We start from the raw sequence: 22,462 nt of genomic DNA on the forward strand, positions 1-22,462 counted from the left end.
CCCCCCCCCCCCCCCCCCCCAGGAGCCACGCCGCTCCCTCATCCCCGGAAACCGCATGCCCGGAACCTCGTCAATGACGCCATCTGGGGTCGCCAGCATCGAGGAGTTGGGCCTTCGTGGCACCCTTTTCCTAGCCGCACTGTTAGCCGCGCAGCTACGACGCCTACCGGTGGCGCCCACACGCCGCTCCACCTTGCTGGTGCTGGACACGCTGCGAGACTTGGCCTTGATCCAAGTTCCCTGGCCAGCGGATCGATGGCAGATCCGCCCCGATGCCGAGGTCACGCCCATCGAAGATCTGCAATGGGCTTTCGCCTGGTCTACCCACGAGCGCAGGCACCTGCTCCCGGTGCTGGAAGACCAACTCGGCGATATGGCACACGATGTAGACTTGGCGGACGCGAAACTGGAGCTGTGGGATGAACTTGCACTCTGGGAGACCGAGCAGTTTCTGGAGCAGCAATTGCTCAAACATCACTTCGACCCAGGCTGGGCACGTGATGTGGGGTTCGTCTTTCAATCCGGACCGCGGGGCTTGCCGATCGCGCGGTAGCGTTACTGCTGCTGGGCGGCGGTACGCCAAGGTGCCTCGGTGGCGATGCGTCTTGGCGTGCACGACAGCGCCCATGTGCGGGAAGCCATCTTTCAGGAGGTCCAGAAGCGCCTGCGCTACCTGATGACCAGTTCGCCCGAGCAAGGCATGTTCAAGCCCTATCATTTGGCACCGGAGTCCTCAGTAGCCAAACTGTTTGTAGATTGGGTCGTCCCTATGGAATGGGCGTACTGGACAGGTGAGCGCCACCCCAGCCGCTAGCAGACAAACGAGCAGCCTCGTCAGTCGGCTCCCCCATCTTGCGCATGGCCGCGCCGAGTTTTCTTCACCGCATTTTGTGCTGGCGTCAGTTGATTCAGTAGAGGCTCTAGCGCTTCAAGACGTGCATTGGCACGCAACGCATCGGCTTCAGCGCTCTCGCGGCGCTCACGCTCCCGCGCAAGGGTGTCTTGAACTTGAGCTAGCTCGTTGCGCATGGTATCCAAGGTCTTGGCGTCAGTCTTCCAGCGCTCCTGCAGTGCCAAATAGTCCGTCGCGGTCTGGCGCAACGCCACGACCTCGCTGTGTTGGCCTTCGTGGGCCTGTCGTAGCTGGGCAAGCTCACGCTCAATCCGCCCGTGGCGCTCCAGCCATTGACCATTGTCGCGGTTCAGCACCAACAGCTCCTGATTCTTCGCGCCCAAGGCTTCATTGGCCTGACGTAAGGCTACTTGCAGCTCTTGGACCTGATGCTCGTGACGGCGAAGCTCTTGCTCACGCTGCTCTTTGGTTGAAGTGCGGTAGTGCTCAAGCGCTTCCCGGGCATGGGCATGCTTGTCCTCCAGAGAACGCGTATGCGCCTCATGATCAGCCAGCCGCACCGTCATGCCAGCGATGCGCTCGTTCAACTGGGCGATTTCCGCGATCCTGTCACCTAGATTCTGTTGAAGGAGGGCGTGAGCAGCTTGCTCTTGGTGCAGGCTTGCTTCGGTGCGCTGCAGCCGACTGCTCAAGGCGGCAGCCTCCTCTTGGGCACCGGAAAGCGCCTGTTGCCGACTGTGGAGCTCAGCCTGATGGCGCTCACGCTCCTGGGTGAGGATGGCCTCTGCTTCCTCCTGGAGCCGCTAGGCCAAGCGCGCAACCAAGTCCTGCAAAGCATCACTAACGGCTACCGTCCTCGCCGGACCGCCGCCTTCCTCTCCTTCCAGTTCACGCAAGTAGCGGTGGATCGTGGTCTTGGAGCCCGTGTTGCCCAAGGCCACTCGCACCGCGTCGACTGACGGCTTCTTGCCTTGGGCCAGCAGCGCGTCGCGCGCCTTCTGGACGTCACTCTTATAGAGTCCTGCGCGCGCCATCGTGCCACCCCACTTTATTTCGTAATGTATTACATACCATGTAATTACATACTATTAAAGCAGGTAGACGACCGCTCGTCGGCGAAAATAGTTATACGGGATAATATTGAATTATCCCGCGTAAGGCGGATTCTGACCCTTCCCGGCGTCCCAAGCAGTACGAAACCGCCCAGGGCCGGCGATCGCTGGGTAGTATGGCCCAGAGCGGAAAGGAGGCCAGCCAGGGTGCAGGCAGGCTCCGCCACCGAGCCCGTTGGCCATCAAAGGACTGTGCATGCCGATCGAACGTATCGTCATCGACAACTTCAAGTCGTTTCGCCATCTGGACCTGCCCCTCAATGCCCACATGAACCTGGTGGTGGGCGACAACGAGGTCGGTAAATCCACCCTGCTGGAGGCCATCCACGCGGTGGTCACCGGCCAGCTGCATGGGCGCAATCTTGCCTACGAGCTCACGCGCTACCTGTTCCACCAGCCCACGGTGCAGGAGTACTTGGGAGCGCTTGCCACGGGCACGCCGGCCTCGCCGCCACGGATCTCCATCGAAGCCTATCTGGGCGCCGACGCCGCGCTGGCGTCGTTACGCGGCACCAACAACTCCCTGCGTCTGGATACCGCCGGCATCCGGCTGCTGGTCGAGCTCAACGACGACTACCGCGAGGAGTTCAACGCCTACCTGCAGCAGCACCAGGGCGCGGTCAGCCTGCCGGTGGAGTACTACACGGTGCGCTGGTACTCCTTCGCCAACAATGGCGTCACCGCCCGTAGTATTCCGTTCGACTCGACCATCATCGACACGCACGGCATCAAGACCTTGTCCGGTGCCGATCGCTATATCGCCGGCATCATCGAGCAGGCACTGACGCCTGCGCAGCGCGTCTCGCTGTCGCTGAGCTTCCGCCGCATGCGGCAGAGCTTTTCCGAAGAAGCGGATGTGGCAGCGATCAATGCCTACTTGACCGAGCACACCGGGGACATCAGCCACAGGGCATTGACGGTAGGCGTGGACACATCGCCGCGCTCAACGTGGGAAACCAGCCTGTCACCCTACCTGGATGAGCTCCCGTTCACCCAGGCCGGCAAGGGCGAGCAAAGCGCGGTGAAGATGAAGCTGGCGATGCACGCGGCCGGCGCGGCTCACGTGCTGCTGATCGAGGAGCCGGAGAACCATCTGTCCTATTCCAGCATGACCCAGCTGATCGACAAGATTGCGGCCCTCTCCACCGCCCAGCAGGTGATCATCGCCACCCACAGCAGCTTCGTGTTGAACAAGCTGGGCGTGGACAACGTGATCCTGTTCAGCGCGCAAGGCCAGATGAAGCTGGACCAGCTGCCCAGCGATACCCACGACTATTTCATGAAGCTGCCGGGCCACGACACGCTGCGGTTGATCCTGGCCAAGCAGGCGATCCTGGTGGAAGGCCCTTCCGACGAACTGATCGTGCAGCGTGCCTACAGTGACCATCACGGCGTGGCGCCGATGGCTCACGGCGTAGACATCATTTCGGTCAAGTCGTTGGCATTCAAACGCTTCTTGCAGATTGCCGATCGACTGAGGATTCAGGCCAAGGTGATCACCGACAACGACGGTGATATCGCAGTTGTGCAAGAGCGCTATGCCGAGCACATCAACGCGATCTATTACGATTCCGACGAGAGCGCCCCTTCGCTGGAAGAGCAGCTGATCAAAGCCAACTCGCTGGCCGAACTCAATACCGTGCTGGGCAAGGCCTTTGCCGATGAGGTGGCGCTGCTCAAGTACATGAAGGGCCATAAGACCGATACGGCCTTGGCGATTTTCAATAGCCCGCACTCGATCAGGTTCCCGGACTATGTCCAGCGTGCCATCACCTAACCGGGTCCTGCTCTCGGCAGCCGGCTCGGGCAAGACCACGTTGCTGGTCCGGCAGGCCTTGGAGCGACCTGGGCGCCGCATCGCGATTGTCACCTACACGCTGGAAAACCTGGAAGAGATCCGGCGCTCGTTTGAGGCCCACGCAGGCGCGGTCCCCGCGCATGTCACCTTGCACAGCTGGTATGGCTTTCTGCTGCGCCAGTGCATTCGCCCGTACCAGGCTGCGCTTTGCCCTGAGCCTCGCATCGAGACCATCCTGTTCGTAGAAGGTGTCACCAACAACCGCGCCCCACGCACCCAGGTGGCGCGCCACTACCTGGCGGGCAACCGGATGTATTCGGACCGAGCGGCCGATTTCGCTGTGCGCTGCGATGAGCTGACCCAAGGCCAGGTCGTGGCGCGATTGGCGGCGATGTACGACGAGCTCTACATCGACGAAGTCCAGGATCTGGCCGGCTTTGATCTGGATCTGGTCGAACGGCTGTTGAAGAGCGAGATTGCCATCACGTTGGTAGGCGATACGCGCCAAGCCACGTATGCCACCAACTATGCGCAAAGGTACAGCCAATACCGTGGTCCGAATCTGGCAGCGCTGTTTCAGATTTGGGAGGCCGACGGCTTATGCCGGCTGGATCACCGCCTCACCAGTCTGCGCTGCGTCCAGGCCCTGTGCGATATGGCTGACACGCTCTATCCGCAGATGCCGCGGACCCAATCAGGCAATGGCGAGGTCACCGGACACGATGGCATCTACCTCGTCGCTCCAGGGGATGTGGCCGCGTACATGCAGGAGTTCGCCCCCACCGTGCTCCGGCATGACCGGCGGCAGGCGTGCGACGGACTGCCGGCGGTGAACTTTGGGCAGTGCAAGGGCCGCACCTACAGTCGGGTCCTCATCTTTCCGAACGGGCCGTTGACGCAGTACCTGCGCACGGCCGATGCAGCGCGTATCACCGCGCCGCCGAAATACTACGTGGCCTTCACCCGGGCGCGGCAAAGCGTGGCCTTTGTGTATGCCGGCGCGTGCGCGTTGCCGGGTCATCAGCTCTATGCGCCTGCCAGCGCAGACGCATAGAGCCAGGGGCTGCGATCACATCTTCTTTAACGGCGCCGCGGTGGGCGGCGGCGGTACCGGGCCCGGGTCGTTGAAACACAGCATGATCTGATCGATGCCGAATTGATCGGCCAGGACCTGGGCAATCACAGCATGCACCAGGTCCAGGTCGACCGAGGGCGCCGCGACCGTGATGGTGGCCGCGATCGCACGGCCATGCTCACCGGCGACCAGGCGCAGGTCGTCCACCGCTTTCACGCCCGGGTCGGTAAACATCGCCGCACGGACCTGTTCCAGGTTGAGCTCGTTCATGGGGACTCCAAAGCAGTGCTACCGGCGCGGGGAGCTCGGTCGCGATGCAGCCAACGATAGAGCACCGGCAGCACCAACAAGGTCAATGCGGTGGATGAGACGATGCCGCCGATGACGACAGTGGCCAGCGGCCGCTGCACTTCCGAGCCAGCACCGACATTCAAGGCCATGGGTAGGAAGCCCAGCGAGGCTACCAGGGCGGTCATCAACACCGGTCGCAGGCGTCCAAGGGCGCCGTCGCGCACAGCGTCGTCTAGCGGATCGCCCTGTTCGCGCAGACGGCGGATGAAGGCGATCATGACCAGCCCGTTGAGTACGGCCACGCCCGACAGCGCGATGAAGCCCACGCCGGCAGAGATCGACAACGGAATCCCGCGCAGAGCCAGTGCCAGCACACCGCCGGTCAGCGCCAGCGGCACGCCACTGAACACAATGGCCGCATCCTTGGCCGAGCCGAAGGCCATGAATAGCAGAGCGAAGATCAACGCCAGTGTCACCGGAACGACCACGCCCAGGCGTTGGGTGGCCGAGATCAGCTGCTCGAAGGTGCCGCCGTAATCGATCCAGTAGCCCTCTGGAAGCGCGACATCCTGGCCGATGCGTATGCGCAACTCGCCGACGAACCCGCCCAGATCGCGCTCGCGCACGTTGGCGGTGATCACCACGCGGCGCTTGCCGTTCTCGCGGTTGATCTGATTGGGCCCGCGCTCTACCTGGATCTTCGCCACTTCCCGCAGCGGCACCGTGCGAGGCCCCCCATTGGCGCCGGCGGCCAGACGGCTGGACTCATCGACACTGGTGCTTGCCGGCAGCGGAATGGGCAGATCTGCCAGCACAGCGGGGTCTTGGCGCTGCGCTTCGGGCAGGCGCACGACCAGGTCGAAGCGGCGGTCGCCCTCGATCAACTGGCCGGCAACACTGCCCCCAATGGCGGTGGCCACCGTTTCCTGCACATCGCCCGGGTTCAGGCCATACCGTGCCAATGCCGCCGGATCTGGCGTGATGGTCAGCAGCGGCAGGCCGGAGACCTGCTCGGCCTTGACGTCTTCGGCGCCGGGGACGCTACGCATGACTCGCTCGACCCGGCTGGCGAGGCGCGTCAACTGGTCAAGGTTGTCGCCGTAGACCTTGACCGCCACGTCCGAACGGACGCCGGAGATCAACTCGTTGGTGCGCATCTGGATGGGCTGGGTGAACTCGTAGTTGCTGCCCGGGATTTCCTTGGCCGCCGCCTCCAGCTCTTCCACCAGCTCGGCCTTGGGCTTGCGCGGGTCGGGCCACTGGTCGCGGGGCTTGAGCATCAGGAAGGTGTCGGCCATCGACGGCGGCATAGGATCGGTGGCCACCTCGGCGGTGCCGATCTTTGAGAAGATGTTGGCCACCTCCGGGAACTGGGCCAGGCGCTTCTCCAGCGTTTCCTGCATGGCCACCGACTGCTCCAAGCTGGTGCCGGGAATACGCATGGGCTGCAAGGTGATGTCGCCCTCATCCAGGCTCGGCACGAACTCCGAACCCAAGCGGGTGGCCAGCACGCCACAGCCCACCACCAGCACGGCCGCGCCGGCCAGCACCACCACGCGCCGACGCAGGGCCCAATCCAGCAGCGGCGTATAACGGGCACGCGACCAGCGCATCAGGCGGTTGTCGTGCTCAGCCACACGGCCGCGCAGGAAGCTGGCGATCGCCGCCGGCACGAAGGTCAGCGACAACACCATGGCGCCGGTCAGGGCCAGCACCACCGTGATCGCCATCGGGTGGAACATTTTTCCTTCTACCCCGGACAGCGCGAAGATCGGCAGGTAGACCGCGGCGATGATGCCCAGGCCAAACAGGCTGGGACGGATCACCTCGGCGGTGGCCGAGGCGGTCAGGTCATAGCGCTCTTCATCGTTGAGCTGGCGGCCCAGCGCGTGCTGCGCCTCGCCGAACCGGCGCAGACAGTTCTCGATGATGATCACCGCCCCGTCCACGATCAGGCCGAAGTCCAGCGCGCCCAGGCTCATCAGGTTGCCCGACACGCCGCCACGCACCATGCCGATGATGGTGAACAGCATCGCCAACGGGATCACCGCCGCGGTGATCAACGAGGCGCGCACATTGCCCAGCAGCAGGAACAGCACCACCACCACCAGCAGCGCGCCCTCGATCAGGTTCTTGGACACCGTGCCGATGGTGCGATCCACCAGCGCGGTGCGGTCATAGACGGCCTTGGCATGGACGCCGGCAGGCAGGCTGGCGTTGGCGGCATCCAGCTTGGCCGCGGCCGCCTGGGAGACTTCCCGGCTGTTGGCGCCGAACAACATGAAGGCGGTACCGACCACGACCTCGTGGCCATTCTGGGTGGCCGCGCCCGTGCGCAGCTCCTTGCCTTCGCCCACGCTAGCGACGTCGCGCACCCGAATGGGCACGCCATCGCGCCGGTCCAGCACGATGTTGCCGATTGCCTCCAGATTGGCTAGCTGGCCCGGCACGCGCACCAGGAACTGCTGTCCGTTGCGCTCGATGTAGCCGGCGCCGATGTTCTGGTTGTTGCGCATGACCGCGGCGACCACGTCGTTCAACGTGAAGCCCAGCGCCACCAACTGAGCTGGATCGGGAGTGATGTGGATCTGCCGCTCGAAGCCGCCGATGGTGTTGACCTCGGTGACGCCGGGCGTGGTGCGCAGCTGCGGCCGGATCACCCAGTCCTGCAGGGTGCGCAGGTCCGTGGCCGTGTACGGGGTGCCGTCGGGCTTGCGAGCGTTGGGCTCGGCCTCCACGGTGTACATGAAGATCTCGCCCAACCCGGTGGAGATCGGCCCCATTTCCGGGTCCAACCCTTCGGGAAGCTGGGAGGCGATCTGCTGCAGGCGCTCGGCGACCTGCTGGCGGGCAAAGTACAGGTCGGTGCCGTCCTTGAAGACGACGGTGACCTGCGAAAGCCCGTAGCGCGACAGCGAGCGGCTGTAGTCCAGCTTGGGCAGACCGGCCATGGCCGTTTCGATGGCAAAGGTAACCCGTTGTTCGGCCTCCAGCGGCGAGTAACCCGGGGCCTGGGTGTTGATCTGGACCTGGACGTTGGTGATGTCGGGTGTGGCGTCAATGGAAAGGTGACGGTAGCTCCACACGCCCAGCGCAACCAGCGCAGCGGTGAGCACTAGCGTCAGCCAGCGATGGCGGATGGACAGCCCAATGAGGCGTTCGAGCATGGCGGGCCTCATTCTTCTTCCACGGTGGACTTTTCGATGTCGGCCTTGATCAGGAAGCTTTGGGCCACCACCACCTGTTCACCGGCCTTGAGGCCTTCCAGCACTTCGGCGCGTTCGGCGTCGCGGCGCCCCAGCTTCACCGGCCGGGTGTGGTAGGTTTCGCCCTGCTGCACGTAGACCACGTCCTGGTCTTCTGCGGTCTGCAGCGCCGTGATCGGCACCACCAACGCTGCCGATTGGCGATCCACGGTGACCCGCGCCTTGACCGCCGACCCCGGCCGCCACAGGCCATCGGTGTTGGCCACCGTGCCGCGCGCAATGGTGCTTTGGCTGGCGGTGGCGGTGCCGGGCAGGACGCGCTCCAAGGTGGTCTGTGCGGTGACGCCATCGCTCAAGCGGGTAACCGTCACCGGCACGCCAGCACCGATGTGCTGGGCGTCGGCGCCGAAGATGTGCAGGTCCACCCACAGCGTGGACAGGTCGGCGACCTCAAACAGCGGCGCGCCCTCAGCGGCGGCCATGCCTACGGCGGCCGTGCGCGCCATGACCACGCCACTGATCGGCGCGGTGACGGTATAGGTGGTCAGGCTCAGGTTGCTCTCTACCGTGGCCAGTGCCTGGCCGGCCCGTACCTGATCACCCACGCCCGCACGCACGGAGCGGACCGGTCCGGGGAAGCGTGCCGTGACCTGCGCGATGCGACCGTCAATCGGGGTCAACAGCCCTTGCACCTCATGCTCGTCAGCAATCTCACCGGGGCCTGCCGGTGCGACCTGGATACCCGCTGCCTGCGCAGCTTTGGCGGCAATCTTGGTTTCCAGCGGCGCTTCCTCGTGCTCGCCGTGCTCTTCGCCCTCAGCGGCGGCGCCGCCTTCGGACGCTTCGTTGGGGGCCGACGCGTTGCAGGCGGCCAGCATCATCAGGGCCATGCCCAGTGCGGTCCAGGAAAAGCGATTCATGGGGTCTCTCCGGTGGAAGCAGCCGCCGGCGGCGCGACAAGCGCCTGGCCGGTCAGGCGTTGAATTTCGATCAGGGCGCGCTGCGCATCGAGCGCCACGTCCAGCTGCTGCTGGGCCATGGCCGTGCGTTCGGACTGCAGCTGTGCCCATTCCAGGTAGCTGATCGCGCCGGCGCGATAGGCGCGCTCGGCGGCCTGCTCAGCCCGGGCCAACTTCGGCAGCACCTCGCCTTGCAGCCGTGCCACCTCGGCCTGCGCCACGGTGTAGCGACCATGGGCTTCGACCAGCGTGGAATACAGCGACAGGCCCTTGGCCTCGCGCTCGATCGTCAGAACCTCCAGCTCGGCTTCGCCGGCGCGGATCTCCGGCTGCGCGCGGCTGCGGCTGCCCAGTGGCATGGACAGGCTGGCCACCAGCGCGGTGTCGTCAGTCTCCTGCAGGCGGCGCACGCCCAGCTGCCACGACAAGTCCGGCGAGGCCGCCGAACGCGCCAGCTGCAGTCGTGCCTGCGCGATCCGGCGGGCATCGGCAAACTGCGCCAACTCGGGAGTGCGCTCCAATTCCTCGGCCAGCGACTGCATGGACGCGATCGCCGGCAGGGTCATGGGATCCGCCGCGGCCACCTCGAAGCTCGGAGCACGTTCGCCCCAGAGGGCAGCAAGGTGCTGCCGGGCGGCAATGCGCTGCTGCTCGGCCCGATCACGGGTCAATTCTGCTCTCGCCAGTGCTGCTTGTGCGGTGAGCATCACCGATTCGGGAGACGCGCCAGCCTGCAGGCGCTGCCGGGCAGCGGCGACGGTCCGCTGGCGCTGGCCGACATCCATGTTCGCCAGGCTGCGTTGCCGGTCGGCACCGACAACGGCCAAATAGCGCTGCGCCGTCTCGGCGAGCAGGTCCAGCCGCCCGGTCTCGCGCTGCACGGCCAGTGCATCAATCCGGCTTTGGGCCAAGGTGCGGCGGGCGTCGAGCTTGCCGCCGCGCTCCAGGACCGAGCTCAGGCTCAAGGTCAACTCCGCGCTGTCCAGGCCACGGGCCGCGCCCGTGCCCAGCGCATTTTCAACCTCCGCCCCCAACGTCCACGGTGGCCGCTGCACGGCCTGGTCGCGCTCGGCAGCGAGCACCGTGGCTCGCGCATCGACCAGGCGCAGCTCGGGGTAGTTTTGGGCCACGCGTGCAAACGCGTCGTCCAAGGTCATCAGCTCTTCTGCTGTCGCCGGCGTTGCCGCCGCGCTCAACAGTAGCCACGCGGCCAGGGCCGCCAATCGCACATGCATGAAGTACTCCAGAATTTTCGATAGCCAACAGGGATCCGGCGCACGCCGGCGCGCATCACCCTGCGATCGGCGGCCGGAACGGCGCGAGCAGGTGCTCATGCCGATATCTGTCCGCATGGGCTGTCGCCGACGGCCAATGCCGGCCGATATGAGCAATGGCCAACACTATTTCTGGAGCCGGCGCGGCCTGGCTACAGCACAGCACCAGCTGCTGTAGCCGGTGCAGCGCGGCGTCTACGCCACGCTCGGAAGCTGGTGATGCCACTGCCGGGTCATGGTCGGCCGCGGCCAGATGGGTTTGAGCATGGAGCTCGCCAACCACTGCCAGCACCGGCTGCGTCACAAGGCCCACGGCCAAGTGCGCCAGCAGCAGCCAGCGCAGGCCACAGCTCAGCCGGCCAAGCGCTGTCATGCAGGCGTTTTGCGCGCGTCGGCACGCGCCCGGCGAGCATCACCCAAGATCTCGAAAGCCTCCTTGATCACATACAGGCCGATCAGGGCGCCGATCACGAAATCCGGGTAGGGGCTGGCCAGCCACCACACCAACAGGCCGGCCAGAATCACCCCAACGTTGGCCACCACATCGGCGCGGGTAAACAGCCAGGTCGCTCGCAGATGCACTTCGCCAGACTTCAAGGGGGCGAGCATACGGAGCACCTTCAGGTTCACGGCCAGCGAGACCAGAGCGGTACCGATCATCCAACCGCTGACCGGCTCGGCTCCGTACATCACCCGGCGGCCGACTTCGACCAGCACGCCTACGCCCAGCACCAGCAGCACGCTGCCACTGACCCACGCGGCGTTGGCCTTGAAGCGCGCCGTGCGCCCGATAGCGACCAGGCCAATGGCATAGGCGGTGGCGTCAGACAGCATGTCCAGCGCGTCAGCCAGCAGCCCGGTGGAATGGGCAATCCAGCCGGCAATGCCGCCGATCACGGCCATCGCTGCATTCAGGACCAAGGCGATCCAGAGGATGCGTCGCTCCTCCTTGTTCTTGGCTTCGTGGTGGCACCCGCAATCACTCATGTCTTGGTCCTCTGCTGTGTTGTTTCATTGCTTGTTTGCGCCTGGCTGTCCACGCACACCGGAACGGGCATTGGCGAGGAACCCCACGATGGCGGCGGTGCCTACCAATACCTGCGCCAGCAGCGACTGCCAGGTGGGATACAGGCCGATCCACTCGATGCGCGGCAACGCGAGCGGTGTTTGAGAGATCCAGCCCGCTTCCTGCAACGCGGCCACGCCTTTACCGATCAGGATGACCGCCATCACCGCGATGAGAATCGAGCTGATCGAAAAGAACCGGCCAATCGGCAGCCGCCTGCTCATGCGCAGCATCCAGTACGCCACCGCAGCCAACACCGCGATTCCCGCCACCAGGCCTGCGAGGATGGCGGTGGACGCCTGATCGCTCCACATCGCGATGTAGAACAAGATCGTCTCAAACACCTCGCGGTACACCGCGACAAAGGCCAGCATGAACAGGAAAACAGCCGAGCGCCGTGTCAGCGCAGTCGTCAGCTTGGCGTGCAGGTACTCCTGCCACCGCCCTGCAAGGCTCTTTTGGTGCATCCAGATGCCTACGCTGAGCAGGACAGCGGCAGCGAACAAGGCCGAGACGCCCTCAGTGACTTCCCGGTTCGCACCGCTGATATCAACAAAGTAAGTGGCCACTGCCCAGGTAGCTGCGCCTGCCAACAACGCGCAGATCCAACCCGCATGCACATACGGCAACACATCAGACCGCTCGGCTTTACGCAAGAACGCCACGATACCAATCACGATCAGCAGCGCTTCCAGTCCTTCGCGTACCAAGATGGTAAAGCTGCCTAGAAACGCGGTGCTGGCGCCTATTCGGGTGTCCTGCAGCGCCACGTCCGCGCGATCAAACAGCTGGGCAATTTGCGCTGCCTGCCCGGCAACGTCAGCCGCGGGCGCATGCTGATCCAGCTGCGCGCGGTAGCCTGCCATGGCCGTCTCGATCTCTCGCAGCAATGACGGATTGCGCGTGGCCAGCGTGGGTTCAAGCGGCTCTACACCATCCAGATAGGACGAGAGCGCAAGCTCTTTGGCTTGAGCCAGGTCCTCATCAGCGTAAGCGCGCTGGCTGGCGGCCAGTCGCTGCCGCGCCACCGCAAAGCGATCGGCTCCTGGTACCGCTTCGTTTACTGCCTGTGGCTGCGAACGCAGGTAGGTGATGATCGCGTTTGCCTGATCGGCGGGCATCGTGGTGGCAAGATCGGCCTCTCGCGTGCGTGTCAGCGCTTCGAGCGAGGGAATGTGCGTATGGGCCTCGGCACTGGTGCGCCATAACGCCTCACCTTGAGCCTTGGCTTGCGAGGAGTACCCCAAGCTGCCCACATAGAATGCCAACGCCCAGCGATCACTTTCTGACAGCCCAGAGAAGCTGACCATGCCGGTACCCGGCACACCCTGGGAAATGACCTCGTACAACGACAGCGGCGTTCGCTGCGCGGCGCGAGTGGCATCGGTGAACGCGATCGGCGGCGGACTTAACGCTTGCGCGGCGGGGCCATCACCGTGACCTGTGGGGCCGTGACAGGCCGCGCACTGCTGGCTGTAGATGGACGCGGCCTGGGAGGTCTTCGGCGCGCTCGCCGGAACAGCGCCGATCGGGTAGCGGGCCAACAGCGTCGTGCCGAGCCCGCGCGCCAACGTTGCCACTTGCGCCGGGTCGGCCTTCTCTGCCACCGCCTGGACCAGGCGGTCGGCCTGGGCCGTCAGCTCCTGCTGGTTCTGGCCACCGGGCAATGCTGCCAGCTGACTGCGCACGGAGCCGGCAAACTCGCTCATTTCGGCGTATTCGTTGGGGGCAATTACGCGACCGGCCTGGACCGCGCCGGGGTAGTCGACCGCGATGTAATCGAGCATCTGCCAGGTTTGGCGCAGGTCTGCTGCGGCAGGCTCCGCCTGAGCAGAAGCGGGCAGAACCCAGCCGATCAGCAAGGCAATCAGGCAGTAGCGAATCAAGGCGATGGGCAGTGGCATGGTCGTCACATGCAGCGCCGCGGCCGGAGTGGCGGCGGATACGGGTTCAGCGTAAAGTCCGTAGCTACTACGGAGTCAAGCGTACTACGAATGAAAATCAGTGAGGCTGCCGACGCCAGCGGATGCCACTTGGAGACGATTCGCTATTACGAGCGGATCGGGTTGCTGCCGCGCCCGGGGCGCACGGGCAACGGCTACCGGGTCTATGGCCCGGCCGACATCGAGCGGCTGCGCTTCATTGCGCGTGGCCGGGACCTGGGCTTCAGCCTGGAGGAGGTCCGCAGCCTGCTGCAGCTGGCCGGCGATGAGAAGCTTTCGTGCGGGGACGTGGACCGGTTGGCCCGCAGCCATCTGGCCGACGTGCGCGCCCGCATGGCCGACCTGCAGCGCATGGCCAGCGAGCTGGAACGGGTGATTGCCAGTTGCCATGGCGGGCAGCGGGCGGAATGCACCATCCTGTCGACGCTGCGCCAGACGACCTCGGTGGAGGCCACGCGCCAGTGACCGAACTGGACCGCTACCTCGATGCGGCCACGCGCCAGAACACGGTGCGCAGCTATGCGTCGGCGCTGCGGCACTTCGAGGTTGAATGGCAAGGCCACCTCCCAGCGACACCTGACAGCGTGGCCCGGTACCTGGCCGCTTATGCGCAGACCTTGGCGACCAGCACCCTCCGCCAACGTCTGGCGGCCATCGCCTCTTGGCACCGCGACCACGGCTTTGTCGACCCGACCCGATCGCCGCTGGTGCGCAAGGTGCTCAAAGGCATCCAGACCCTGCACCCGGGCCAGGTCAAGCAAGCCGCGCCGCTCCAGATTCGGCGGCTGGTCGAGCTCGATGACTGGCTGGCCGCGGCGATCGCTGCGGCACATGCCCGGGGCGATGGGCCGGCGGCGCTGCGCCATCAACGAGACCGAGCGCTGGTGCTGCTCGGGTTCTGGCGGGGATTCCGTGGCGATGAACTGCTGCGTCTGGACGTGGCCCATCTCACGCTGGTGCCGGGACAGGGGATGACCTGCTTCTTGCCACGCAGCAAGGGTGATCGCCAGGCAGCCGGCGTCACCTACAAGGTGCCGGCGCTGTCGCGGTTATGTCCGGTGGAGGCGACCCAGGCGTGGCTGCAGGCGGCCGACCTGCAAGAAGGGCCGGTGTTTCGGGCAGTCAACCAATGGGGCCAGGTGAGCGCCGAAGGCCTGCATCCCAACAGCTTGGTGCGCCTGCTGCGCGAGTTGCTGACCAGTGCCGGCTTTGCCGATGCGGGGCTCCACAGCAGCCATTCGTTGCGCCGCGGCTTTGCCAGCTGGGCCAACGACCAAGGCTGGGACATGAAGGCCTTGATGGAGTACGTGGGCTGGCGCGATGTGCAGTCGGCCATGCGTTACCTGGACGGGCGTGACCCGTTTGCCCGGGACCGCATTGAAGCAAGCCTGCCCAGTCCAACCGTGCCGGTACCGGCGATGGCACTGCCGGCGCCGGAGGGCAAATCGGCCCTGCAGCTGCGCCTGCGCATGGTGCTGACCCCGTTTGCCCGCACGGGCCGCGGCGCGGCCAAGGCCCGAGGCCGAATTGAAGAGATCTGCTTGGCCCCCTTCCAGGCTGTGCGCCTGAACACCGCCAGCAGCGAGTACCAGTTGACTGCTCCCACCGATCCCGAAAGGGATCTGGATGAAATCCTGGCCACGTTGCTCGATGACATGCACCGCATGGCCGATACGCACCAGTGCTTCCTGGAAGCGTCGCTCAGTACAGACGACGGCCGGCACTGGGACTGATCCCCCTCACACCCTCCGGATCCAATGGCTACCCTTCACGAGACCGCCTACCCGCGACTGAAGCCTGATCCCACCGCCAAGGAACTGGAGGAGATCTATACCCCGACCGCCGCTGAGATTGCATTCGCCAAGCAGCTGACCACCCAGCCGGGTCCGCAGCTGGCGGTACTGATTCATCTCAAGCTCTTCCAACGCTTGGGCTACTTCACGCTGTTGGCCGACGTACCCGAGCGGATCCGGAAGCACATCGCCAAGGCCGCCCGACTCGGGAGCGTATTGGACACCGACCAGCTCGAACGCTACGACGCTTCCGGCAGCCAGCGCCGGCATATGCCGCAGCTTCGGCAATTCATCGGGGTACGTCCCCTGGATAAATCGGGCTTGGCTTGGCTGGACACAGTGGCCACCGGAGCAGCCCAGACCAAGCACACCATCCCGGACATCGTGAACGTCCTGCTCGAAGAGCTGGTGCACCATCGCTACGAACTGCCCGGTTTCCGCACTCTGGAGCTGGCCGCCATCGGCGCCCGTGAGCGGGTCAATCTGGGCTACTACCGCAGCATCAGCCACGCGCTGACGCCTGCCACGCGCACGCTCATCGACGAACTGCTGCGCGCACCGGAAGGGTCCAGGTTCACCGGCTGGCAATCACTCAAGCGCGAGCCCGGCCGGCCCACCAACAAGGAAGTTCGGTTCTACCTGCAGCACATCCGCATGCTGCAGCAGTTGGCCGACCAGCTGCCTCCCATCGATGTGCCGGTGCCCAAGCTCAAGCAGTTCCGTGCAATGGCTCGGGCCTATGACGCCAGCGAGCTGGCCGAACTGGCTCCGGACAAGCGCTATGCGCTGGCCACCATCTTCATTCGCGCCCAGCATGCCAAGACACTGGATGATGCAGCCGAGTTGTTCATCAAGCAGGTGCGCGGGCTGGAGAACACGGCCCAGCAGAAATTGCTGGCCTACCAGCTCGAACATGCCAAACGGGCCGACTTCCTCATCGGCCAGCTCAAGGAAATCCTGCAGGCCTATCAGCTAGACGGCAGCGATAGTCAGCGCGTGGATGCCATCGACAACAGCCTGGAAGCGGAAGTGTCGACCTTGCTGGCCGAATGCGAAGAACATATGGCCTACGCCGGGAAGAACTACCTGCCTTTCATGCTGCAGCCCTATGGCGCGGTCAGGCCGCTGCTGTTCAATGGGCTGGAGCTGATGAAACTTCGGGCGACCAGCCACGACGCCGGCATGGAGCCGCTGATCGCAGCGGTGCTCTCGCTGCGCAACCAGCGCCGTGAGCTGATCGAGGTCGCCTCCCTCGGTTTGGACCCGGAAAAGGACTTTGACTGGATGTCCAAGCTCTGGTGTCAGCACGTGTTCGGCAAGCGGGCCAGTGCAGCCGGCGCCGGCTGGATGCACCGTAAGTACTTCGAGCTGGCCGTGCTGGTGCAGGTCAAGGACGAACTGAAGTCCGGAGATCTCTTCATTCCCAGCAGCGAACGGTTTGATGACTACCGTGAGCAGCTGGTCGATGAAGCCACCTTGGCCCAGGAACTGGAAGCCTACGGCCAGATGTCAGGCCTGCCCACCGACGCCGAGTCTTTCGTGGCGGGATTACGTGCACAACTGACCTCCCTGGCCGATGAGGTCGACGCGCGTTTCCCGGAGAACGTACATGCGGACATCCTGGATGGGCGCCTGGTGCTGCGGAAGGGGCAACGCGCCGAAGTCTCCAGCGCGATTACCACGGTGGATCGCCTCATCGCCGAACGGCTTCCAGAATCCAGCATCGTCGATGTCCTGATCGATGCCAGCCAATGGCTGGATCTGCACCGTTTCTTCCGCCCGATCGCCGGCACCGAGAGCCAGGTCGAAGATCTGCCCCGACGTGTGATCACCACGCCATTCTGCTATGGCTGCAACCTGGGGCCGACGCAGACGGCGCGGTCGATCAAGGGCTTCAGCCGGCGCCAAGTCGCTTGGCTCAACCTGAAATACGTGACCGAGGATGTGCTTGAGAAGGCCATCGTGGAGGTCATCAATACCTACAACAAATTCGACCTGCCTGGCTATTGGGGCAGCGGCAAGAGCGCATCAGCTGATGGCACGAAGTGGAGCGTCTACGAGGACAACCTGCTGTCGGAGTATCACATCCGCTACGGCGGCTACGGTGGCATCGGCTACTACCACGTGTCCGACAAATACGTAGCGCTGTTCAGCCACTTCATTCCCTGTGGCGTGCACGAGGGCATCTACATCCTCGACGGTCTGTTGGCCAACACTTCCGACATCCAGCCTGAGATCGTCCATGGCGACACGCAGGCCCAAAGCTATCCGGTCTTCGGCCTGGCCCACATGCTGGGCATCCAGCTGATGCCCCGGATCCGGAACATCAAGGACCTGACATTCTTTCGGCCCGAACCGGGTAGGGCTTATAAGAACATCCAGGCACTGTTCGGGGACAGCATCGACTGGCGACTGATCGCCACCCATCTCCACGACATGCTGCGGGTGGTGATCTCAATCCGATTGGGCAAGATCACCGCGTCCTCGATCCTGCGCCGGCTGGGCACCTACAGCCGGAAGAACAAGCTGTACTTCGCCTTCCGGGAACTTGGCAAGGCCGTTCGAACGCTGTTCTTGCTGCGCTACATTGATGACAATGAGATCCGCAAAACGATCCATGCTGCCACCAACAAGAGCGAGGAATACAACGGCTTCGTGAAATGGGTGTTCTTTGGCAGCCAGGGGATCATTGCTGAGAACGTCCAACACGAGCAGCGCAAGATCATCAAGTACAGCCAGCTGGTGGCCAACATGATCATCCTCCACAACGTGGAAGGCATGAGCCGGACCTTGGCCGAGATGAGGAAGGAGGGGATTGAACTGACGCCCGAGATCCTGGCCGGCCTGTCGCCTTATCGGACCAGCCACATCAATCGCTTCGGCGACTACCACCTGGATCTTGAAAGGGAAGTGGCGCCGCTGAGCTACACAGCCAAGGTGCTTGAACAGACCCCATAGATGGGGAGAACCTGATCGAGAGACGAGCAATCAACCTTGAAATTCAGTCGCTTAGGCAGCTTTTGGCCCTGTACGTAATGATTCCCTGCCGACCCTCAACGTTTGTCGAAGATCAGGCCGAAGGGCGCATAGCGTCCGTAGTTCTAGCGGTTGACCAGCCCTGCCGCCAACGCCGCCCGAGGCGCCTCGGTGAAGCAGACGCAGCGATAGCCCCCTGTGATCCGGTGATCGCTGCCCCGTGGATAGCCGTCGCCTAGGATGCTGCGCAGCCTGCTGCAGGCCGCGTCCGGAGTGTCACCTTGGGTGAAATGAATCAGCTCACGCGTCAGGTCCCAGCGGGGCATGATCGTCCTCCGTGTCTGTATGGCGATGTGCGTGCAGGCGGGGCCTGCGCGCCAGTCTACTGCATCGATCGGCTCTGATATTCCTCCACGACCCGCAGGATGTCCGGCTCATATCCTGTGGCTCCCACAGCATCGATGCGCTCTGCCGGGACGCGGTGGGCTCGTTCTTCCCTGCGGCGCGTCTATACTTCATCTCAAATTCCAACCGCCAGCCCGCGAGCCCGCCAGTCGCCGGTAGTCATCGCGAGCTCGAGTGGCAGATGGCAAGGCGGCCGGAGCCAGGCGCTGGGGCACGCTATTGGAATGGGGAGCGCCTTCTTGACTCAAAGCAGGCCACGATTTGCGGTGTCGCCACGACGGAGCCCTCGCATCATCCTGTGCGCCCGCGGGGGGTGCCGATGCGTTGTACCCTTGCCCTTGGATCGTATGGTGGCGTAATCGCAATGACAAAATCAGCGAAGTACTCGCGTATTCCGACTGCAGATGACATTGCGGCATTCACTGGGATGCATTGTGCGCGCAAGTACCGCGACGCCGTCGACAGCGGCTGGCGCTGCCCCTGCTGTGGTCGGACCGCGCAGCAGCTGATCCGCTGGACGGAGATCCGTGGGCCCTCGTGGCGCGCCAGGTTCGGCGATGCGTATGGCATGGGATTCAGCATTACCATGGCGGAGCATCATTGCCATGGTGACGGGCGCTTTCCGGATACGTTGATCTGTGGTGATTGCAACAGCGCCGATGGGGCTGCTAAACGAAAGTTGCGTCTCCCCGAGAGCTGGTCGTTCTCGCCGCAAGAACTGGCACTGTTCGTCAAGGTCGCACCCTACAGCGGGCAGACCTGTATCAACTATGAGCTTGCACTGCGGATATTCCAGCAGCAGACCGCAGGCCGCTGGCTCTAGCGAAGACTCGTGAACGCCGACCCATTGTCGGCCTTGCTGTGGCGCTTCATCTAGGTGGCGCCCGCCTCGCCGTCCATTGCCTGCTTGGGCTCAGCTAGCTCACAAAATGGCCTGAGCACGATCCGTAGCATGAGCCACCACACGGCCATGGCCGCAGGGCTGCTCAGCTCTCTATCCGACATCAAGCCATGAGCATACCGATTGCGCAGATTGGCACCGGCGGGATGCGTCATCAGGGCTTTCAACTCGAAGTTCATGCCGGCGGGCAGAATGCCGCGCTGAGCATCCAACTCCAGCAGCAGGGTCAATGACCGCTCGTTCTCCCCGTCAAGCTCGTTCGCGACCCGCGTGTCGATGCCGTGGCGCTTGAGGTCGGCGCGGACGAAGGCCTCGACCATCGGAATGAGATTGATTGCCGCATCAATCCAGCGGAACTGTAGTCCGGCGTACAGCCCGCGGGCAATCTGCCAGGCGTGGCCGTGCGGGGTCGCCGGACTGTACCGAACGAGAGAAAGCACGTCATCGAACGCGCTGCTGAACCGCTCGGACAGCGTCCGCAGGGCGATGTCGATCAATGGCGCCAGCACGCGAGGGTAGCGCTCGTCGCACAAGCGCTCGATGGCGGCCGCCTCCACATGTACTGGGTCGTTTGCGTCGAAGGGCCCTTGGGATCGGATGGGGGCTCCCTCCGCATCCAGGTGGGTGCTGCCAAAGAAGGATCCGAAGAACTCCCCGCGCTTCTCCGCGATGGCGCGCTGGCGCTCCCGTTCGGGGTCCGGATGGTCCAGTGCCGCGAAGGCAATCTTCAGCAGAGCCAGTTGGTAATCGGCCGAGGCCACGTGTTCTTGCGCCCATTCGTGAATGTGCCTGACATCGACCTGTAGCTGGATCTCGCCCACCTCGTCGGCGATACGCAGCCGGACATCAGCGAGCTCGCTTTGCAGCCGCTGCACCCGCTCGGCATCGCCGTGGTAGCGCCTCAGCTCGGCGATGGCCTGGGCAAGCCAGGCCGCCTTCACGGCGGCACTTGCGACGTTGCCGGCGCGTGCAACGAGCGCTTCCGCAGCGTGTCGGCCTGCGGCGCGAGCGCGTGCGAGTTCGCGCTCCGACTCCCACAACCGCCGCGCCAGGCTGAACAGCCGGTGTTGGATCTCGCTATCAATGTCCTCGGTTGGCGCGGTCGCACGCGCCGTCGTCTCCAGCAGTTCGGCCGCTTCCCGCGCATGATCGGACGGACGGTCGAGCAGCTCGGTCACGTAACCATCGGCCATGCCCGGGAAGGGTCCGCGCAAAGTGCGACGGAACAGGGCCATGAAGGAGCGCCAGACTTGCTGCTGGAACGCGACATCCTTCTTCTTTGCCGGCCAGCCCAGGGCCAAGGCCCGGCGCAGGTGGGTGACGGTGTGGATTTCCACGTCCGCGGTCGTCGCCTCAGCCTCGCGCACCAGCTGCAGGTAGGCGTCAGCCCCAAGCGCGGCCAACGCGTGACGTTCGCGCCCTTGGGCATGAGGCGAGGCCAACACCACCTCCGCACAGCGCGCCCGGATCCAGGTCAGCTGGGTGGTCCGGGCGATTGCCATCACGGCGGCGCAGTCGTTGGCGTCCATGTCGCGCAGTCCAGCGCTCCAGCGCTCCGGGGTGATGTAGCGCGGGGTCAGCAGCTCATCGCCGCCCACCTGCAGGTGCATGGACGCCAGGCACGCAAGCAGCCGCAGCAGCGCCGCCGTGGTGCGGTCGCCGGTGGATTCCTGCTGGTGCGCGATGGCCGCCAGGGTCTGTGCCAAGCGCCATCCATCGCTGCTCCAGTCTACGTCGGCGATGAGCTGCTCCCAGGCGCCGTCGGCCAGCCAGTCGGCGCAGAAGGGCATCTGCAGCAGCGACCGCCGCCGCGCCGCCGGCGGCGCAGGACCCGGAGGCGGGTCGGCGTGATCGGCGGCCGAGGAGGTCTCTGCACTACTCACGTTGCTCTCCCTCATGGATCGTGGTACCGGCGCGCGGGGCGGGGCTGCCGGAGTCGGATGACGCGGACGTGGCTGGTGGTGGGTTGTCCAGCAAGCCTTTGGATGCGGCCAATGCGTGCAGGCTCTGCATCAGTGCCTCGCATTGCCCCAGGGCGGTGACCAGCATCTCCGATAGCTGGTGGGCAGTGAAGCCCACCTGGTGCCCCAGCTCGAAGGTCAGGAGACGCTCGACGGTCCGCGCCTGCACCTCGCCGCCGTCCCTGAGGAAGATACCCTCCCCCAGATCCAGCGGCATCAGCTGGGGCTCCCCGCCCACGGGGTGCAGCCACAGATCGAGGCCAATCCATTTCACCAACAGGTGCTCACGTCCGCCAACGAGATCTTTAGGGCCGACCAGCCCCAGCCGGTGGACCAGGCAGTTGCGTGCATCCCAGAAGGTGGACAGGCAATCGCTATGGGGGGCATCGATACCGAAGGTCTCCCGCAGCAATTCCAGCTTGCGCCCAATCCCCGTGTGTTCGAACGCCGTGGGGACCGTGGGCACCGGGGCGTCCGGCGGCAGGCGGCCGCCCTGACTGAGGCTGATCAGCGCCGCGGCCAGGTAGAGATCGTGCAGGTAGCGCTCCAGGAACGCACACAGTTCGCGCACCCCGTTGGTCAGGATCCACAGCTGGAACTCGTCGGCAATGTGGGCGACGGCCTCGTGGCTCAAGTTGGTGGGGATGAAATGGTAGCGGGTGTCGGCCGGGGCCAGCTCCAGTGACGCCGGCGTGGCGCTGCGGGCGGCATTCAAGCCCAACGACATGAAGGCCGCGACCCGTCGGACTCCGCGTTGGAGCGTCGCGGTGATCCGGGGCAGGTCCAGCTGGACGGTGCCGGCCGGGGTCATGGCCGGGGCCTCGCGCGGCGAGCCGGCCGCGCGGTGGC

Annotated in this window: 17 protein-coding genes and 1 pseudogene; 8 read left to right on the forward strand and 10 right to left on the reverse strand. The window is 64.6% G+C overall.

The features are described 5' to 3' along the window. Positions 1 to 55: 55 nt before the first annotated feature. Both RT551_RS00860 and RT551_RS00865 read left to right on the forward strand, forming a co-directional pair. Positions 56 to 553: a hypothetical protein gene (locus RT551_RS00860; RefSeq protein ID WP_012480220.1), complete on the forward strand. Its 498-nt coding sequence runs from the start codon at positions 56 to 58 to the stop codon at positions 551 to 553. Positions 554 to 592: 39 nt separating this feature from the next. Next, entirely contained in the window at positions 593 to 814 is a 222-nt protein-coding gene (locus RT551_RS00865) for a hypothetical protein (RefSeq protein WP_012480221.1), read from the forward strand. 20 nt (positions 815 to 834) lie between these two features. Here RT551_RS00865 and RT551_RS00870 read toward each other — a convergent pair. After that, positions 835 to 1,887 (reverse strand): annotated as a pseudogene (locus RT551_RS00870) (DNA-binding protein). 274 nt (positions 1,888 to 2,161) lie between these two features. Here RT551_RS00870 and RT551_RS00875 point away from each other — a divergent pair. Further along, positions 2,162 to 3,742, forward strand: coding sequence for an AAA family ATPase (locus RT551_RS00875; RefSeq protein WP_012480223.1), 1,581 nt, complete (start codon positions 2,162 to 2,164; stop codon positions 3,740 to 3,742). Next, positions 3,720 to 4,817 (forward strand): UvrD-helicase domain-containing protein, encoded by a 1,098-nt coding sequence (locus tag RT551_RS00880; protein ID WP_012480224.1) that lies wholly within the window; start codon positions 3,720 to 3,722, stop codon positions 4,815 to 4,817. Before RT551_RS00875 ends, RT551_RS00880 begins: the two co-directional genes overlap by 23 nt. Before the next feature lie 15 nt (positions 4,818 to 4,832). Here the strand turns inward: RT551_RS00880 and RT551_RS00885 are convergent, their stop codons facing one another. From RT551_RS00885 to RT551_RS00915, 7 genes are read right to left on the reverse strand one after another with little or no spacing between them, the layout of a single operon-like run. Next, positions 4,833 to 5,108, reverse strand: a complete 276-nt coding sequence (locus RT551_RS00885) for a hypothetical protein (RefSeq protein WP_019184735.1) — start codon at positions 5,106 to 5,108, stop codon at positions 4,833 to 4,835. Next, positions 5,105 to 8,296, reverse strand: a complete 3,192-nt coding sequence (locus RT551_RS00890; protein WP_313455030.1) for a CusA/CzcA family heavy metal efflux RND transporter — start codon at positions 8,294 to 8,296, stop codon at positions 5,105 to 5,107. The genes RT551_RS00885 and RT551_RS00890 overlap by 4 nt, the downstream gene beginning before the upstream one ends. An 8-nt stretch (positions 8,297 to 8,304) precedes the next feature. Beyond that, a complete protein-coding gene (locus tag RT551_RS00895) occupies positions 8,305 to 9,255 on the reverse strand; it encodes an efflux RND transporter periplasmic adaptor subunit (RefSeq protein ID WP_021201906.1) in 951 nt (316 codons plus the stop codon). After that, complete coding sequence (locus RT551_RS00900; RefSeq protein ID WP_313455031.1) at positions 9,252 to 10,529, reverse strand: TolC family protein; 1,278 nt, start codon at positions 10,527 to 10,529, stop codon at positions 9,252 to 9,254. Before RT551_RS00900 ends, RT551_RS00895 begins: the two co-directional genes overlap by 4 nt. A gap of 55 nt (positions 10,530 to 10,584) precedes the next feature. Then, a complete protein-coding gene (locus tag RT551_RS00905) occupies positions 10,585 to 10,941 on the reverse strand; it encodes a hypothetical protein (RefSeq protein ID WP_012480228.1) in 357 nt (118 codons plus the stop codon). After that, positions 10,938 to 11,555: a cation transporter gene (locus tag RT551_RS00910; RefSeq protein WP_005413376.1), complete on the reverse strand. Its 618-nt coding sequence runs from the start codon at positions 11,553 to 11,555 to the stop codon at positions 10,938 to 10,940. Before RT551_RS00910 ends, RT551_RS00905 begins: the two co-directional genes overlap by 4 nt. A gap of 24 nt (positions 11,556 to 11,579) precedes the next feature. After that, entirely contained in the window at positions 11,580 to 13,538 is a 1,959-nt protein-coding gene (locus RT551_RS00915; RefSeq protein WP_313455032.1) for an FTR1 family protein, read from the reverse strand. Positions 13,539 to 13,628: 90 nt separating this feature from the next. On the opposite strand from RT551_RS00915, the gene RT551_RS00920 reads away from it, so the two are divergent. The 4 genes from RT551_RS00920 to RT551_RS00935 all read left to right on the forward strand — a co-directional run bounded on the left by RT551_RS00920 (position 13,629) and on the right by RT551_RS00935 (position 19,574). After that, positions 13,629 to 14,042: a helix-turn-helix domain-containing protein gene (locus RT551_RS00920; protein WP_313455034.1), complete on the forward strand. Its 414-nt coding sequence runs from the start codon at positions 13,629 to 13,631 to the stop codon at positions 14,040 to 14,042. Next, positions 14,039 to 15,310: a site-specific integrase gene (locus tag RT551_RS00925; RefSeq protein WP_005413373.1), complete on the forward strand. Its 1,272-nt coding sequence runs from the start codon at positions 14,039 to 14,041 to the stop codon at positions 15,308 to 15,310. Before RT551_RS00920 ends, RT551_RS00925 begins: the two co-directional genes overlap by 4 nt. 24 nt (positions 15,311 to 15,334) lie before the next feature. Then, complete coding sequence (locus RT551_RS00930; protein ID WP_313455035.1) at positions 15,335 to 18,328, forward strand: Tn3 family transposase; 2,994 nt, start codon at positions 15,335 to 15,337, stop codon at positions 18,326 to 18,328. Positions 18,329 to 19,115: 787 nt separating this feature from the next. Beyond that, positions 19,116 to 19,574 carry a hypothetical protein gene (locus tag RT551_RS00935; RefSeq protein ID WP_012480233.1) on the forward strand — a complete coding sequence of 153 codons (459 nt, stop codon included), beginning with the start codon at positions 19,116 to 19,118 and terminating at the stop codon, positions 19,572 to 19,574. 50 nt (positions 19,575 to 19,624) lie between these two features. Here RT551_RS00935 and RT551_RS00940 read toward each other — a convergent pair whose 3' ends face one another. Together RT551_RS00940 and RT551_RS00945 are read right to left on the reverse strand one after the other, a co-directional pair. Beyond that, positions 19,625 to 21,535, reverse strand: coding sequence for a DUF4209 domain-containing protein (locus tag RT551_RS00940; RefSeq protein WP_139103662.1), 1,911 nt, complete (start codon positions 21,533 to 21,535; stop codon positions 19,625 to 19,627). Further along, positions 21,528 to 22,462 (reverse strand): hypothetical protein (locus RT551_RS00945; RefSeq protein WP_313455036.1); only part of this gene is annotated, 935 nt, incomplete at its 5' end. The genes RT551_RS00945 and RT551_RS00940, both read right to left, overlap by 8 nt.

Origin of the sequence: Stenotrophomonas sp., from assembly GCF_032103445.1 — a bacterium.
GTDB lineage: Bacteria > Pseudomonadota > Gammaproteobacteria > Xanthomonadales > Xanthomonadaceae > Stenotrophomonas.